We start from the raw sequence: 14,489 nt of genomic DNA on the forward strand, positions 1-14,489 counted from the left end.
TGACTGGCATCAAGCCTGCGCGGCCTTGAAACAGTCAAACTAGAGCGCTCTGTGACACAGGATGTCGGCATGTCTAAGAATCACCGTCTTTCCCATTACTTCGTTATTCCTTTGGCAATATTGCTGATTGCCGCAGGCGGGTTCGGTTACTGGAAATCCCTGCACGACCGCCTCCCTGAAGGGATCAGCATGGGCAACGGTCGACTCGAGTCCACGGAAGTGCAGATCGCCGCGAAGATTCCGGGCCGCCTGGCCGAGGTTCTGGTCGATGAAGGTGATCACGTGACCAAGGGCCAGTTACTGGCCCGCATGGACACCCGCACCCTTGAAGCCACCCGCGCCCAGGCCCAGGCCGAAGTACAGCGCGCACGTGAGGCCCTGGCGGCCAATGAAGCCAACGTGCAATTGCGCCAAAGCGAAAAACTGCTGGCCAGTCAGGAGCTCAAACGCTTTCGCCAACTGTCCGAACGCGGTTTTGCCAGCGCCCAGCTGCTAGATCAGCAACAGGCAAAATTCAATACCAGCAACTCCGCGGTGGTTGCCGCACAGGCTCAAGTTGCCGCCGCCAAAGCCGCCATCGTGTCCAGCGAAGCGCACGTCGCGCAACTCACCAGTGAAATAGAAGACAGCAGCCTGCGAGCGCCAATCAACGGGGTGATCCAGTTGCGCCTGGCCGAGCCCGGCGAAGTGCTGGGCTCCGGTGGACGGGTATTCATGCTGATCGATCCGAGCGACCAGTACATGAATCTGTACTTGCCCGCCTCGGTGGTCGGCAAGCTGGCGGTTGGCGCTCAAGCCCGCATCGTGCTCGACGCCCTGCCCGATCAGCCACTGCCGGCAAAAATCTCCTTTGTCGCCGCCAAATCGCAGTTCACCCCCAAAGAAGTCGAAACCCGTGACGAGCGGCAAAAACTGGTGTTCCGGGTCAAGCTGCGCCTGACCGACCCCGCCGCCGTACCTCAAGCAAAACCGGGCATGCCGGGAGCCGGTTATGTTCGGACCAGCGACGTGAACTGGCCGGCTAACCTGCAATGAGCGACCTGGCGCTCAACGCCAGTGGCATCAGCCACAGGTACGGCAAACAACAAGCCCTGCTAGACATTGCCTTCAGCCTGCCCAAAGGCACGCGCTGCGGGCTGATTGGCCCGGATGGCGCGGGCAAGTCGAGCTTGCTGGGGCTGATTGCCGGGGTCAAAAAACTACAGCAAGGCTCACTGCAAGTGCTTGGCGGCCCCATTGACGACCGCCGCCATCGCAACACCCTGTATCCGCTGATTGCCTTTATGCCCCAGGGCCTGGGCGGCAATCTTTATCCCGAGTTGTCGATCAGCGAGAACATCCGTTTTTTTGGCACTCTGTTTGGCTTGTCCAGAGATGACTGCGAACAGCGTATGGCGCAGTTGCTCAAGGCTACCGACCTTGAGCGCTTTGCCGAACGCCCCGCAGGCAAGCTGTCCGGCGGGATGAAGCAAAAGCTCGGGCTATGTTGCGCGCTGATCCACGAACCGGACCTGCTGATCCTCGACGAACCCACCACCGGTGTCGACCCGCTGTCACGGCGACGTTTCTGGGAGCTGGTGGATGACGTACGCAGTCAACGCCCACAACTCACATTGCTGGTCGCAACGGCCTACATGGAAGAGGCCGAGCAATTCGAACACTGCCTGATGCTGGATCGCGGCAAGTTGATTGCGGCCGGATTGAGCCGTGAACTGGCAGCCGTCACCACTACCGGCAAGCTGGATGAAGCCTTTACCCACTACCAGGGCGACAGCGCTCATAACAATGAACCCCTGGTGATACCGCCACGCACCAGCGACAACAGCGACATCGCCATTGAGGCCCACAACCTGACCCTCAAATTCGGCGACTTCACCGCGGTCAACAACGTCAGCTTTGCCATTGGCCGGGGCGAGATTTTCGGCTTTTTGGGCTCTAACGGCTGCGGCAAGACCACCACCATGAAAGTGCTGACCGGCCTGATGCCCGCCACGCAAGGCAGCGCCAGGCTGCTGGGTAATCCGGTTAACGCCAAAGACCTGGCCACCCGCAAGCGCGTAGGTTTCATGTCGCAGAGCTTCTCGCTGTACGGCGAATTGAGCGTACGCCAGAACCTGGTATTGCATGCCCAGCTCTTCGACTTGCCCAAGGCGCAAAGCCAGACCCGGATCGAGGAGCTGATCCAGCGCTTCGACCTCGCAGAGGTTGCCGAGCAACAATCCGGCGAACTGCCATTAGGTCTGCGCCAGCGCTTGTCCCTGGCAGTGGCGGTGTTGCATCGCCCCGAAGTGCTGATCCTCGATGAGCCCACCTCCGGCGTCGACCCCGCCGCGCGGGATGACTTCTGGCGCCTGTTGATCGAACTGTCCCGCGAGCAGGGGGTGACGATCTTTCTGTCCACCCACTTTATGAACGAGGCGCAACGCTGTGACCGGATTTCGCTGATGCACGCGGGCAAGGTACTGGCCTGCGACACCCCGGATGCGCTGCAAAAACAGTTCCACGGCGACACCCTGGAGGCGGCATTTGTCACCTGCCTGGAAGAAGCGCAAAACGATCCGGCCGCCAACGTGGCAACCCAAGCCGAGCCGCCACCGGCAGCTGCCGTGAATGCACCACCGCCACCGGGCAAAACCGGCTTCAGCATGGCCCGGCTGATTGCCGTCGCCAGCCGCGAATCCAAAGAATTACTGCGGGACAAGGTGCGCATGGCGTTCGCCCTGCTGGGCGCGGTGTTCATGATGGTCATTTTTGGCTACGGCATTTCCCTGGATGTGGAAAACCTCGCCTTCGCCGTGTACGACCAGGATCAAAGCCCCCAGAGCCGCGCCTACCTTGAAGCCTTTCGCAGTTCGCGTTATTTCGAGGAGCACGCGCCCATCCAGAGCGCAGACCAATTGCACGAACGCCTGCAGCGTTCCGAAATCAAGATCGCCCTGGAAATCCCGCCGGGCTTCGGTCGTGATCTTTACGCCGGACGCCAGCCCACCGTGGCCGCCTGGCTCGACGGCGGCATGCCGTTTCGGGCCGAAACCAGCCGCAACTATGTCGAAGCCGTACACTCGGCCAACCTTGAGCAACTGGCCGCACAAAGCAGCCTGGCGCAAAACAAGCAGGTAATGGCCAGGCTGGAAACCCGGTTCCGCTATAACCAGGACGTGATCAGCGTGAATGCCATCGGCCCCGGGGTGATGGCGCTGATTCTCGCGTTTATCCCGGCGATGCTCACGGCACTGGGCATCGTGCGGGAAAAAGAACTGGGCTCGATCACCAACTTTTACGCCACGCCGCTGACCCGGCTGGAATTTCTGCTGGGCAAACAGGCTCCCTACCTGGCGGTGAGCCTGGTCAACCTGGCATTGCTGGTGGCGATGAACCGCTGGCTGTTCGGCGTGCCGTTTAAAGGCAGCGGACTCACACTGGCATTGGGCGGACTCTTGTATGTACTGGCCACCACCAGCATGGGCCTGCTGATCTCCGCATTCACCCGCACCCAGATCGCGGCAATCCTGGGCACCATGATCATCACCAGCTTGCCGACCATTCAGTTCTCCGGGCTGATCGTGCCGCGCTCCTCCCTCGACGGATCTGCGGCGCTGATGGGCATGCTGTTCCCGGCCGGACACTTTCTCGACATAGCCGTAGGCACCTTCACCAAAGCCCTGGACCTTCGCCAGCTGTGGCCGCAATGCCTGGCACTGCTGGGGTTCTTTGTCGTGTTCACCGGACTGAGCCTGATCATGCTCAAGAAGCAGGAGGTTTGATGCACAAGCTCTCGCACATCCTGCGCCTGGGTCTTAAAGAACTCACCAGCCTGCGTCACGACAGTGTCTTGCTCCTGTTTTTGCTCTATGCCTTCACCGTAGCTATCTATATGCCAGCGGCCGGCTCGATCATCGGCGTGCATAACGCCAGCGTGGCCATCGTCGATGAAGACCACAGCCAGTTATCGCGCAAACTGGCGGAGTCGCTGCTACCGCCCGAATTCCAGGCACCGCAGGACTTGCCTTACGATCAGCTGGACCAGTCGATGGACAGCGGCCGCTACACCTTTGTGATCAACCTGCCGGCCAACTTCCAGGCCGACTTGCTGGCCGGACGCGAACCGGGCGTGCAGGTCAACGTAGATGCCACGGCCATGAGCCAGGCATTTATGGGGGCGGGGTATATCGGCCGGATCTTCCAGCGCGAACTGCTCAACTACACCGGGCAGGCCGATGCCGCGGCCAATACGCCGGCGCTGCTCAGCAGCCGCGCGTTGTTCAACCCCAACCTGGAGGGCGGCTGGTTTCTGGCGGTGATCCAGATCGTCAACAACATCACCATCCTGGCCATCGTCCTGACCGGCACTGCGCTGCTGCGCGAGCGTGAACACGGCACCCTCGACCACCTGCTGGTCCTGCCACTGACGGCACTGGAAATCATGCTCGCAAAAATCTGGAGCAACATGCTGGTGGTGGTGCTGTGTACCTGGATATCGCTGGAAGTCGTGGTGAAATGGGCCCTGGGCGTGCCGCTGGCGGGGTCGTTGACCCTGTTTTTACTGGTAACGGCACTTTACCTGTTTGCCAGTACCGCACTGGGAATCTTCCTCGCGACCCTGGCCCGCTCAACGCCGCAGTTCGGTTTGCTGGCGATCCCGGTGATCATTCCGATGCTCCTGCTATCGGGCGGGAGCACCCCGCTGGACAGCATGCCCGAGTGGTTGCAATGGGTGATGCAGTGCTCGCCCTCAACGCACTTTGTGAGCCTGAGTGCGGCGATACTGTTTCGCGATGCGGGGGTAGAAGTGGTGTGGCCGGACCTGTTGGCACTGACCACTATTGGCCTGGTATTTTTCGCCATTGCCCTTGCGCGGTTTCGCAAGAGCCTGGCGTCTTAGTCATGGGACTGAACACATGCCTGCAGACGCCGGGCCCGGGCACTTACTGAACGATTAAATTGTTAAACAGCAAATCCTCGATCATCGGCTTGCCGGTCTCTTCGAGCATCACCTGCTGAATCTGTTTCAAGGCCTCCTGGCGCAGCTTCTCCTTGGCTTCAACACTGCCCAGGCTTTCGCTGGTCTGCTGGGTAAACAAACCCACCAACTGATTACGAATCAACGGATCATTGGCTTTCACCGCCTTGGCCGCCTCGGCTCCGGACACGCGCAACGAAATGTCCGCCTTGTACACCTTGAGCCTGGAACTGCCATCGAGCCCGTAGTTACCCACGAACGGCGGGTTCAGGGTGACATAGCTGACCTTGGCAGCGCCCTCTTCGGCTTCCTCTGCAAGCGCCACCATCGGCCAGGACAGGGCCAGCATCAATAAAATCCACGCTTTCACAATTCGCTCCTTGGTACGGGTTGAAGAAGCAGCCGGGGCTGCTTGCACATCTATTTCTGGTTATCGGCCAGTTAGCGCAAAGCCGTAGGGCTCCGATCCTGGCGTGAGACAGATCCGAATAAACGGACAGACCTGCCCTTTAATTTTTTATCCACAGCCCGTTTCTCCAGGCCTGTGGACAGTTTGACCCGTTGCGTCTGCCAAGCGGGCTGTGGAAGGTTTCACCCCCGGGCAACAGGTTCACAAATGAAAGTGCTCTGTGGGATTTTTCCTATAACAGCAGAAAGTAAGGCCTGTCATTTTCAGTAACGAAAATGTAACGTTCGCGCTCGCTGATATAACAAGAAATTTGGAGCTCTTGAATGTTTGCTTTCTTTCGACCTGCCGCACACCAGGCGCCCCTGCCTGAAGAAAAAATCGACAGTACTTATCGACGTCTGCGCTGGCAGATTTTCGCGGGTATTTTCTTTGGCTACGCGGGTTATTACCTGCTGCGCAAAAACTTCTCGCTGGCCATGCCGTACCTGATTGACGAGGGTTACACCCGGGGTCAACTGGGTCTGGCCATGTCCGCGATTGCCATCGCTTATGGTTTGTCCAAGTTCCTCATGGGGCTGGTGTCCGACCGCTCCAACCCGCGCTTCTTCCTGCCCTTCGGCCTGCTGATTTCAGCAGGCGTGATGTTCATTTTCGGTTTCGCACCCTGGGCCACCTCCAGCGTCACCATGATGTTCATTTTGCTGTTTATCAACGGCTGGGCCCAGGGCATGGGCTGGCCGCCAAGCGGTCGGACCATGGTTCACTGGTGGTCGCAGAAAGAACGCGGCGGTGTAGTGTCAGTCTGGAATGTGGCGCACAACGTTGGCGGAGGCTTGATCGGGCCGCTGTTTTTGCTGGGTATGGCCTGGTTCAACGACTGGCACGCGGCATTCTATGTACCGGCTACCGTTGCCCTGCTGGTCGCGCTGTTTGCGTTTATCACCATGCGCGACACCCCGCAGTCCGTGGGCTTGCCACCGATCGAGCAATACAAGAATGATTACCCGGCCGGTTACGACTCCAGCCACGAAGACGAATTCAGCGCCAAAGAGATTTTCGTCAAATACGTGCTGCGTAACAAAATGCTGTGGTACATCGCCCTGGCTAACGTGTTCGTTTATTTGCTGCGCTACGGCGTCCTGGACTGGGCTCCGACTTACCTCAAGGAAGCCAAGCACTTCACCGTGGACACCACTTCGTGGGCGTACTTCTTCTATGAGTGGGCAGGTATTCCGGGCACGCTGCTGTGCGGCTGGATGTCAGACAAGATCTTCCGCGGCAATCGCGGCCTGACCGGCATTGTGTTCATGTCGCTGGTGACCGTCGCCACGCTGGTTTACTGGCTCAACCCGCCGGGTAACCCGAGCATTGACATGATCGCGCTGTTCTCCATCGGCTTCCTGATTTACGGCCCGGTGATGCTGATCGGCTTGCAGGCCCTGGAACTGGCGCCGAAGAAAGCAGCCGGTACTGCCGCAGGCTTTACCGGGCTGTTCGGCTACCTGGGCGGTTCGGTGGCAGCCAGTGCGGCCATGGGCTATCTGGTTGACCACTTCGGCTGGGATGGCGGCTTTGTACTGCTGATCAGCGCATGCCTGTTGGCGATTGCGTTCATGATCCCGACCCTGCGCCACAAGAATGTCGCCAGTGCCGAGCGGGCAACCGACGCTTAAGACAACGACATGCAACGCTTGAGCCGCGCCTCCAGATTCAGATCTGGCATGGCGTGGCTACGCAGGGCGCTTACGGTCTGCTCGACATAATCGCGAGTAGTGCCGTAACGCCCGTTGGCGTTGGCCAGTACCTGGCTGAGTACACCGTCCGACAGGTTGCCCGCATAGCTGGGTAGATGTCGCTCCAGCACAAACCCCAATGCCTGCACCTGACTGCCATCCTCCAGCCGGCAAGTGAGCCAGTGCGGCCGATAAGACGGCACCGGCATTTCACGCAGCCACAGGGCATAGAGCGAGGCATCGAGGTTGTCTTCAGGCAGCCGATAGGCAAAACCGCTGCACGAACCGCCCCGGTCCAGACCAAACACCAGCCCCGGCCATTGCGGCGTGCCACGATGTTCGTGGGACCACAGATACAGCCCGCGATGATAGCCATGCACCCGCCCGCGCTTGCGCTCGACCGCCGAACACTCGGGGCGCCAGATCAGTGAGCCATAGGCGAATAACCAGACGGGGCCGCCTTGATGACAGGCCATGGTGGCTTGCAAGGATTGCTGAAGTTGTTCTGGGGTCAACGGCGCCCCAAGATCGAGTCGCGGAGGGTAATCCGGGTTTAAACACACAGATTCAATTACAGTCATAACTAAGGCTTTTGGATCCTGCTCGCATTACATGATGTAAACGAAAGTAACGACCTGAATGGTATAGCACTAAAAAGCAAATGACTTGCAGGTCCGGACCTGTGGCAACCTAGAAAAACCGGCCTGGCTTATTACACTTGTGTAAGGCGCAGGTTCAGGTAACTGGCACCACAGATCTCTATAGTGTTGCACCCCAATATAATGACAGAGGCCACCCTATGAGAAAGTCAGGAATCTGTTGCCTGTTTATGTTGGCTCATGCCAGCTTTGCGCTGGCCCAGGATGACACGCAGCAAAAAGACAAAGACTTCTGGTACGTGCAGACCAGTGTCTATACCAGACACTTTTCGCCAGACCCCGAGCACAATAACAATCAGGATCTGATCGGACTGGAATATAACGACGCTTCAGGCTGGCTTGCGGGCGGAGCAACTTTTCGCAATTCATTTAGCCAGCGCTCTTATTACGCCTATGCCGGCAAACGCTTTGACAGTGAAAACTACCCGGTCTATTTGAAGCTGACCGGTGGCTTGCTGGAAGGCTATCACGGCGAGTATCAGGACAAGATCCCGCTCAATCGCTTCGGAGTTGCGCCGGTGATTATCCCCTCGATCGGGGCCTATTACGGGCCCGTGGCGGCCGAGCTGGTGTTGCTCGGTTTCAATGCCGCCATGATCACCGCCGGACTGCGGATCTAAGGCTTGAAAACCTGCAGGAGCGAGCTGTTGGAAGCTCGCTCCTGCACAGATTTCAAGGGCGCGGGCAGTAGGCAAATACATCCGCGCGCATCTGGTGCGGGTCCATTCCGGCATTGACCAGTGCATCGAGGGTTCCATAGATCATCGCCGGGGAACCGCTGGCATAGACATGCACCGCCTTCAGATCGCTGATGTCTTCACACACGGCTTCATGCAACAGACCACAGCGGCCCTCCCAGCCACACAGGTCACTGACGACCTTGTGCAGGAACAGGTTGGGAATCTTCTGCCAGGCGTCCCATTCCTCCAGGGTGTAGAAGTCTTCAGGGCGACGCACCCCCCAATACAAGTGCACCGGGTGCTGGAAACCCTTCTCACGGCAATGCTCGATCAGGCTGTGCATTTGCGCCATGCCGGTACCGGCTGCGATCAGGACCAGCGGGCCGTCCGGCAACTCGGACAGGTGCGTGTCGCCAAACGGCAGCTCAAGGCGGACCATCCTGTTGCGCTGCAACTGCTCGATCAGGCTGCGGGCGCTGTCTTCGCGCACCAGTACGTGCAGCTCAAGATCACGCCCGGAGTGCGGGGCACTGGCCAGGGAAAAAGCCGATTTCTCGCCATTTTCCCGCTCCAGCATCACGTACTGTCCTGCGTGATAACGCGGCGGCTTGCCCGCCGGCGCACGCAAACGTACGCGCCAGACATCGCCACCCATATCGACACATTCAATCAACTGACACGCCAGGCTACGCACCGGTAACTCTCCCAACGCAAGCACCCCGTCCCACAACACCACGCAGTCTTCAAGCGGCGCTGCCAGGCAGGTATAAAATTCGCCGTGATCGCGGACTTCTCCCGCCTGCTCCACCTGGCCTTCAACCAGCAAGGCCGCACAGACATGACAATTACCATTGCGGCAACTTTGCGGGCATTCATAGCCCAGGCGTTGCGCCGCATTCAGAATCCGCTCTCCAGGCAAAGTTTCCAGCACCGCGCCTGAAGGCTGCAAGGTTACACGCATCAATCTATTCCTAATTGATTCCAGATGTCATCGATCCGGCGTGTGACCGCCTCATCCTTGACGATGACCCGACCCCATTCACGGGTGGTCTCACCCGGCCATTTGTTGGTTGCATCCAGCCCCATTTTCGAACCCAGACCGGAAACCGGCGAAGCGAAATCGAGGTAATCGATTGGAGTGTTGTCGATCATTACCGTGTCACGCTTGGGATCCATGCGCGTGGTAATGGCCCAGATCACGTCATTCCAGTCCCGGGCATTGATATCGTCGTCTGTCACGATAACGAACTTGGTGTACATGAACTGGCGCAAGAACGACCACACACCCAGCATGACGCGCTTGGCGTGGCCCGGATATTGTTTCTTCATGGTCACAATGGCCATGCGGTACGAACAACCCTCTGGCGGCAGATAGAAATCGGTGATTTCCGGGAACTGCTTTTGCAGAATCGGCACGAACACTTCATTGAGCGCCACACCTAAAATCGCTGGCTCATCCGGTGGCCGGCCAGTGTAGGTGCTGTGGTAGATCGGTTTGATCCGATGGGTGATGCGTTCAACGGTGAACACCGGGAAGCTGTCGACTTCGTTGTAGTAGCCGGTGTGGTCGCCGTAAGGACCTTCGGGGGCCATCTCGCCAGGGTGGATCACGCCTTCAAGGATGATTTCGGCAGTGGCAGGCACTTGCAGATCATTGCCACGGCACTTCACCAGCTCGGTGCGATTGCCCCGCAGCAAGCCTGCAAAGGCGTACTCGGACAGGCTGTCAGGCACCGGCGTTACGGCACCGAGGATGGTCGCCGGGTCTGCACCCAGGGCCACCGCTACCGGGAACGGCTGACCCGGGTGTTTCTCGCACCAGTCACGATAGTCCAGCGCGCCGCCACGATGGCTCAGCCAGCGCATGATGACTTTGTTGCGGCCAATGACCTGCTGGCGATAAATACCCAGATTTTGACGGTCCTTGTTCGGACCCTTGGTCACGGTCAGGCCCCAGGTAATCAGCGGCGCCACGTCGCCCGGCCAGCAATGCTGAACCGGCAGCATGGCAAGGTCGACATCGTCACCTTCAATGACCACTTCCTGACACACCGCGTCCTTGACGACTTTCGGGGCCATGGCAATGATCTTGCGAAAGATAGGGAGCTTGGACCACGCGTCTTTCAGACCTTTAGGCGGCTCAGGCTCTTTGAGGAAGGCCAGCAGCTTGCCAATTTCACGCAACTCGCTGACCGACTCGGCCCCCATGCCCATGGCCACGCGCTCAGGCGTGCCAAACAGGTTGCCGAGTACCGGAATCGTATGTCCTGTCGGGTTTTCGAATAGCAGCGCCGGGCCCTTGGCCCGCAGCGTGCGGTCGCAGATTTCTGTCATCTCCAGCACAGGAGACACGGGAATCTGGATGCGTTTCAACTCTCCGCGCTGCTCTAACTGCTGCACGAAATCCCGAAGATCCTTGAATTTCATTGACGTTGGCACCCTCAAAATAGGCGTACATCCTACCTGCTATGGCGTGAGCTGGCAGCTTATCGCTGCTCAGCGGGCCGTATTCACCTCACTCACGCCGGTCAACTCTTGAGCTGCCGCTTCTTCGAACACCGGCGCCAACACTGGCAGCATTAACCGGGCACCCGCCTCTGACAGATGATTGTCGTCGGTGTACAACGAATGACCATCGCGCTGCGCACGACACAGACCCGAGGCGTCGCAAAGCGCCGGGGTCGGATCCAGCACCATGACACCGGCGTCAGCTGCTGCAATTTGCGCGAACAAGCGGTTAATGAATGCTTTTTGCTTGAGGTGGTCGGCCAATGGAAATCCAACGTCGGCTGTCGGTTTATGCAGCATGGCCAGGCGGCTTAGTCGGTACGGCGGATTGAACGGCTGCAGCGGTACATCTTTCATGAGCCAGACCCGATAGCCGGCCTTGCGCAACTGCTCCACCCTGGCCCGCACGCCGTCAGCAAGCCTCTGCTCGGCAACGGCTGGGTCATAACGGCCATCGGCACCCTTCAATGCATGGCCGTGATCGCCCTTGGCGTCGCCATACAGGTACAGGCCCCAACGGGCCACCAACAATACATCCGTGAACGGTTCCGTCTTCAGGGCCTGCTCCACGCGACGGTTGTAATTGGCACAGCGCTCGCCATGTTCCAACCCCTCAAGGGGCAAACAGCCCGCCGAACTGGCCAGCATCACGTTAACCCCGTGCTGCCGGGCGTTGGCGTCCAGCGCCGGAATCAATGCCGTGGCATGACTGTCCCCCCAAACCAGCAACTGCGCGGGCTCGAACCCGGAAGCGCTATTGCCGTAGCGGCAAAAAGGCGTATCGACAGGGCTCTTGTCGTCGGTGATACAGGCCATCAACTCAGGACGCCAGTGGCTGGCATTGGCGTACTGCAACGCATGCTCGGACAAGCGGGACGGCAAACCGTCAGTCCAGCGCAGCGTTTGCCCGGCCAGCCCCAGTACCAGGATACCCAGACCCGCAGCGAGCAGAATCTGACGCCGCCCTGCCAACAATCGACGCTCACGAAACGGGGTTTCGATGTAGCGCCAGGACAAATATCCAAGTACCAGTGTCAGTGCGATCAACGCACCGGTGAGGACAGGACCTGGCTCATCCACGTCGGCATAGCTGGCGAAAACAAACACCGGCCAATGCCACAGGTACCAGGAATACGAGATCAGGCCGAGCCCTACCAGCAGGCGGGAACTCAAAATACGCCCTACCCAGGTGCTGTGATGCTCATTGGCCCAAATCAGGGCAACCACACCCAGCACCGGCAACAGTGCTGCTGCTCCAGGGAACGGGGTGTTTTTGTCGTAAGCGAAAACCGCGACAAGGATCAGTCCGAGCCCGAGCAAGCTTATGCATTGCGCGGCGGCGGCTGTAAGGCGCGTCTTACTGACCGGTGCGACCGCCAGCATCGCGCCAGCCAACAGCTCCCAGGCCCGCATCGGTAACAGGAAAAAGGCCTTTTCAGGGTGTTGCGCAACAGCCCACACGCTTAATCCGAACGAGATCAGCAACACACCAAACAAGGCCAGACGCCAATGCCTGAAGCGACTGGCCAACAGGGTCAGCAGCAGCGGGAAAACAATATAAAACTGTTCTTCAACCGCCAGCGACCAGGTATGAAGCAGCGGTTTTAAATCGCTGGCCACATCGAAATAGCCATCCTGGCGCATGAACAACAGGTTGGAGGCGAACATCACCTGGTATCGAACTGACTGGCCCAGTTGCTCGTAGTCCTTGGGTGCCATCAAGAACCAGCCCACCGCGAGCACGACTGCAATCATGGCGAACAGTGCGGGCAGGATACGCCGCGCACGCCGGGTCCAGAACTCGACGAAACTGAAGCGCCCGGCCTCGCGCTGGCGCCAGATGATCGAGGTGATCAGATACCCCGAGATCACGAAGAATACGTCGACCCCGACGAACCCGCCGGTCAGCCCCGGCACCCCGAAGTGAAACAAGACGACAGCAATGACGGCAATGGCGCGCAAGCCATCGATGTCCCGGCGATATACAAGAGAGCTCATCAATGTCCAAATCCAGAAATATTGTTTTTATTGACCGGTACCAGCCCAAAAGCTTCCTTTTAAATGCAAAAAAATGGCGCCCCTAGGGACGCCATTTTTTAAGACCCGAAAACGTATTACTTACGCTTCATCGACAAGAAGAACTCATCGTTGGTCTTGGTCTGCTTCAACTTGTCGATCAGGAACTCGATGGCTGCAACTTCGTCCATCGGGTGCAACAGCTTGCGCAGGATCCACATGCGTTGCAACTCGTCATCGGCAGTCAGCAACTCTTCGCGGCGAGTGCCGGAACGGTTGATGTTGATCGCCGGGAAGACGCGCTTTTCAGCGATCTTGCGGTCCAGAGGCAGTTCCATGTTGCCGGTGCCTTTGAACTCTTCGTAGATCACTTCATCCATCTTCGAGCCGGTTTCAACCAGCGCGGTAGCGATGATGGTCAGCGAGCCGCCTTCTTCGATGTTTCGCGCAGCACCGAAGAAACGCTTTGGCTTCTCAAGGGCGTGAGCATCGACACCACCGGTCAGTACCTTGCCGGAGCTAGGGATAACGGTGTTGTAGGCACGAGCCAGACGGGTAATGGAGTCGAGCAGGATCACCACGTCTTTTTTGTGTTCGACCAGGCGCTTGGCCTTCTCGATCACCATTTCAGCAACCTGCACGTGGCGGGTTGGTGGCTCGTCGAACGTGGAAGCAACCACTTCGCCACGAACGGTACGCTGCATTTCGGTAACTTCTTCCGGACGCTCGTCGATCAACAGAACGATCAAGTGCACTTCAGGGTTGTTACGCGAGATGTTGGACGCGATGTTCTGCAGCATGATGGTCTTGCCCGCTTTTGGCGGAGCAACGATCAGACCACGCTGACCTTTACCGATCGGGGCGCACAGGTCGATCACACGACCGGTCAGATCTTCGGTGGAACCGTTACCGATTTCCATCTTCATGCGTACGGTCGGGAACAGCGGGGTCAAGTTCTCGAAGAGAATCTTGTTTTTCGCGTTCTCTGGACGATCGTAGTTGATCGTGTCGACTTTCAGCAGGGCGAAGTACCGCTCGCCTTCTTTTGGCGGACGGATTTTACCGACGATGGTGTCGCCGGTGCGCAAGTTGAAGCGTCGAATCTGGCTTGGCGAGACATAAATATCGTCTGGGCCGGCCAGGTAAGAAGCGTCAGCGGAACGGAGGAAGCCGAAGCCGTCCTGGAGAATCTCCAGCACGCCATCACCGGAGATTTCCTCGCCGCTTTTCGCGTGCTTTTTGAGCAGGGAGAAAATCACGTCCTGCTTGCGCGAACGGGCCATATTTTCTATGCCCATCTGTTCGGCCAATTCGAGCAGTTCGGTAATCGGCTTTTGCTTGAGTTCAGTCAGGTTCATATAGGAATGACGTAATCATTTATGGAGGGGGAAATTAAGCTTTTGGCTTAATGAGGCCGCGCCGCAGAGAAGGCGACAGGATCGCGTACTAATTCGATAAGGAGTGCGTCGGCGACGGCTTGCAGGGGGCAGTGGAGAAACCAGTGCGGGGCCGAATGTACCACTT

General features: G+C 58.5%; 11 protein-coding genes. 5 read left to right on the forward strand and 6 right to left on the reverse strand.

The features are described from left to right. Nucleotides 1–69 precede the first annotated feature (69 nt). The 3 genes from JQ848_RS21785 to JQ848_RS21795 are packed head-to-tail and all read left to right on the forward strand — an operon-like array spanning nt 70 to nt 4,882. Nucleotides 70–1,035, forward strand: a complete 966-nt coding sequence (locus tag JQ848_RS21785) for an HlyD family secretion protein (RefSeq protein WP_003438317.1) — start codon at nt 70–72, stop codon at nt 1,033–1,035. Further along, nucleotides 1,032–3,764: a ribosome-associated ATPase/putative transporter RbbA gene (gene rbbA, locus JQ848_RS21790; RefSeq protein WP_003438315.1), complete on the forward strand. Its 2,733-nt coding sequence runs from the start codon at nt 1,032–1,034 to the stop codon at nt 3,762–3,764. Before JQ848_RS21785 ends, rbbA begins: the two co-directional genes overlap by 4 nt. After that, the gene (locus JQ848_RS21795; protein WP_010656875.1) at nt 3,764–4,882 is read left to right on the forward strand and encodes an ABC transporter permease; all 1,119 of its coding nucleotides are present in this window, start codon (nt 3,764–3,766) and stop codon (nt 4,880–4,882) included. Before rbbA ends, JQ848_RS21795 begins: the two co-directional genes overlap by 1 nt. A 43-nt stretch (nt 4,883–4,925) precedes the next feature. On the opposite strand, the gene JQ848_RS21800 is transcribed toward JQ848_RS21795, so the two are convergent. After that, on the reverse strand, nt 4,926–5,330 hold the full coding sequence (locus JQ848_RS21800) for a flagellar basal body-associated protein FliL (RefSeq protein WP_202211171.1): 405 nt from the start codon (nt 5,328–5,330) through the stop codon (nt 4,926–4,928). 362 nt (nt 5,331–5,692) lie between these two features. Between JQ848_RS21800 and glpT the strand changes: the two genes are divergently transcribed. Beyond that, the gene (gene glpT / locus JQ848_RS21805; protein WP_003438307.1) at nt 5,693–7,042 is read left to right on the forward strand and encodes a glycerol-3-phosphate transporter; all 1,350 of its coding nucleotides are present in this window, start codon (nt 5,693–5,695) and stop codon (nt 7,040–7,042) included. Here the strand turns inward: glpT and JQ848_RS21810 are convergent. Then, complete coding sequence (locus tag JQ848_RS21810; protein WP_003438305.1) at nt 7,039–7,683, reverse strand: gamma-glutamylcyclotransferase; 645 nt, start codon at nt 7,681–7,683, stop codon at nt 7,039–7,041. The two genes, glpT and JQ848_RS21810, sit on opposite strands and share 4 nt — an antisense overlap. 248 nt (nt 7,684–7,931) lie before the next feature. Between JQ848_RS21810 and JQ848_RS21815 the strand changes: the two genes are divergently transcribed. Further along, nucleotides 7,932–8,381 (forward strand): hypothetical protein, encoded by a 450-nt coding sequence (locus JQ848_RS21815; protein ID WP_003438304.1) that lies wholly within the window; start codon nt 7,932–7,934, stop codon nt 8,379–8,381. Between the two features lie 52 nt (nt 8,382–8,433). On the opposite strand, the gene JQ848_RS21820 is transcribed toward JQ848_RS21815, so the two are convergent. The 4 genes from JQ848_RS21820 to rho form a co-directional block, all read right to left on the reverse strand. After that, nucleotides 8,434–9,402 carry a CDP-6-deoxy-delta-3,4-glucoseen reductase gene (locus JQ848_RS21820; RefSeq protein WP_003438302.1) on the reverse strand — a complete coding sequence of 323 codons (969 nt, stop codon included), beginning with the start codon at nt 9,400–9,402 and terminating at the stop codon, nt 8,434–8,436. Beyond that, nucleotides 9,402–10,868 (reverse strand): 4-hydroxy-3-polyprenylbenzoate decarboxylase, encoded by a 1,467-nt coding sequence (gene ubiD / locus JQ848_RS21825; protein WP_003438295.1) that lies wholly within the window; start codon nt 10,866–10,868, stop codon nt 9,402–9,404. Before ubiD ends, JQ848_RS21820 begins: the two co-directional genes overlap by 1 nt. 69 nt (nt 10,869–10,937) lie before the next feature. Next, a complete protein-coding gene (locus JQ848_RS21830; RefSeq protein WP_202211174.1) occupies nt 10,938–12,947 on the reverse strand; it encodes an acyltransferase family protein in 2,010 nt (669 codons plus the stop codon). 116 nt (nt 12,948–13,063) lie between these two features. Next, nucleotides 13,064–14,323: a transcription termination factor Rho gene (rho, locus tag JQ848_RS21835; protein WP_003438291.1), complete on the reverse strand. Its 1,260-nt coding sequence runs from the start codon at nt 14,321–14,323 to the stop codon at nt 13,064–13,066. Nucleotides 14,324–14,489 lie beyond the last annotated feature (166 nt).

Source organism: Pseudomonas paraversuta, assembly GCF_904067025.1.
Taxonomy (GTDB): Bacteria; Pseudomonadota; Gammaproteobacteria; order Pseudomonadales; family Pseudomonadaceae; genus Aquipseudomonas; species Aquipseudomonas paraversuta.

Coding starts and splice junctions, on each gene's coding strand:
- JQ848_RS21785 (WP_003438317.1), top strand. CDS start 70: ATGTCTAAGAATCACCGTCTTTCCCATTACTTCGTTATTCCTTTGGCA.
- rbbA (WP_003438315.1), top strand. CDS start 1,032: ATGAGCGACCTGGCGCTCAACGCCAGTGGCATCAGCCACAGGTACGGC.
- JQ848_RS21795 (WP_010656875.1), top strand. CDS start 3,764: ATGCACAAGCTCTCGCACATCCTGCGCCTGGGTCTTAAAGAACTCACC.
- glpT (WP_003438307.1), top strand. CDS start 5,693: ATGTTTGCTTTCTTTCGACCTGCCGCACACCAGGCGCCCCTGCCTGAA.
- JQ848_RS21810 (WP_003438305.1), bottom strand. CDS start 7,683: ATGACTGTAATTGAATCTGTGTGTTTAAACCCGGATTACCCTCCGCGA.
- JQ848_RS21815 (WP_003438304.1), top strand. CDS start 7,932: ATGTTGGCTCATGCCAGCTTTGCGCTGGCCCAGGATGACACGCAGCAA.
- JQ848_RS21820 (WP_003438302.1), bottom strand. CDS start 9,402: ATGCGTGTAACCTTGCAGCCTTCAGGCGCGGTGCTGGAAACTTTGCCT.
- ubiD (WP_003438295.1), bottom strand. CDS start 10,868: ATGAAATTCAAGGATCTTCGGGATTTCGTGCAGCAGTTAGAGCAGCGC.
- JQ848_RS21830 (WP_202211174.1), bottom strand. CDS start 12,947: ATGAGCTCTCTTGTATATCGCCGGGACATCGATGGCTTGCGCGCCATT.
- rho (WP_003438291.1), bottom strand. CDS start 14,323: ATGAACCTGACTGAACTCAAGCAAAAGCCGATTACCGAACTGCTCGAA.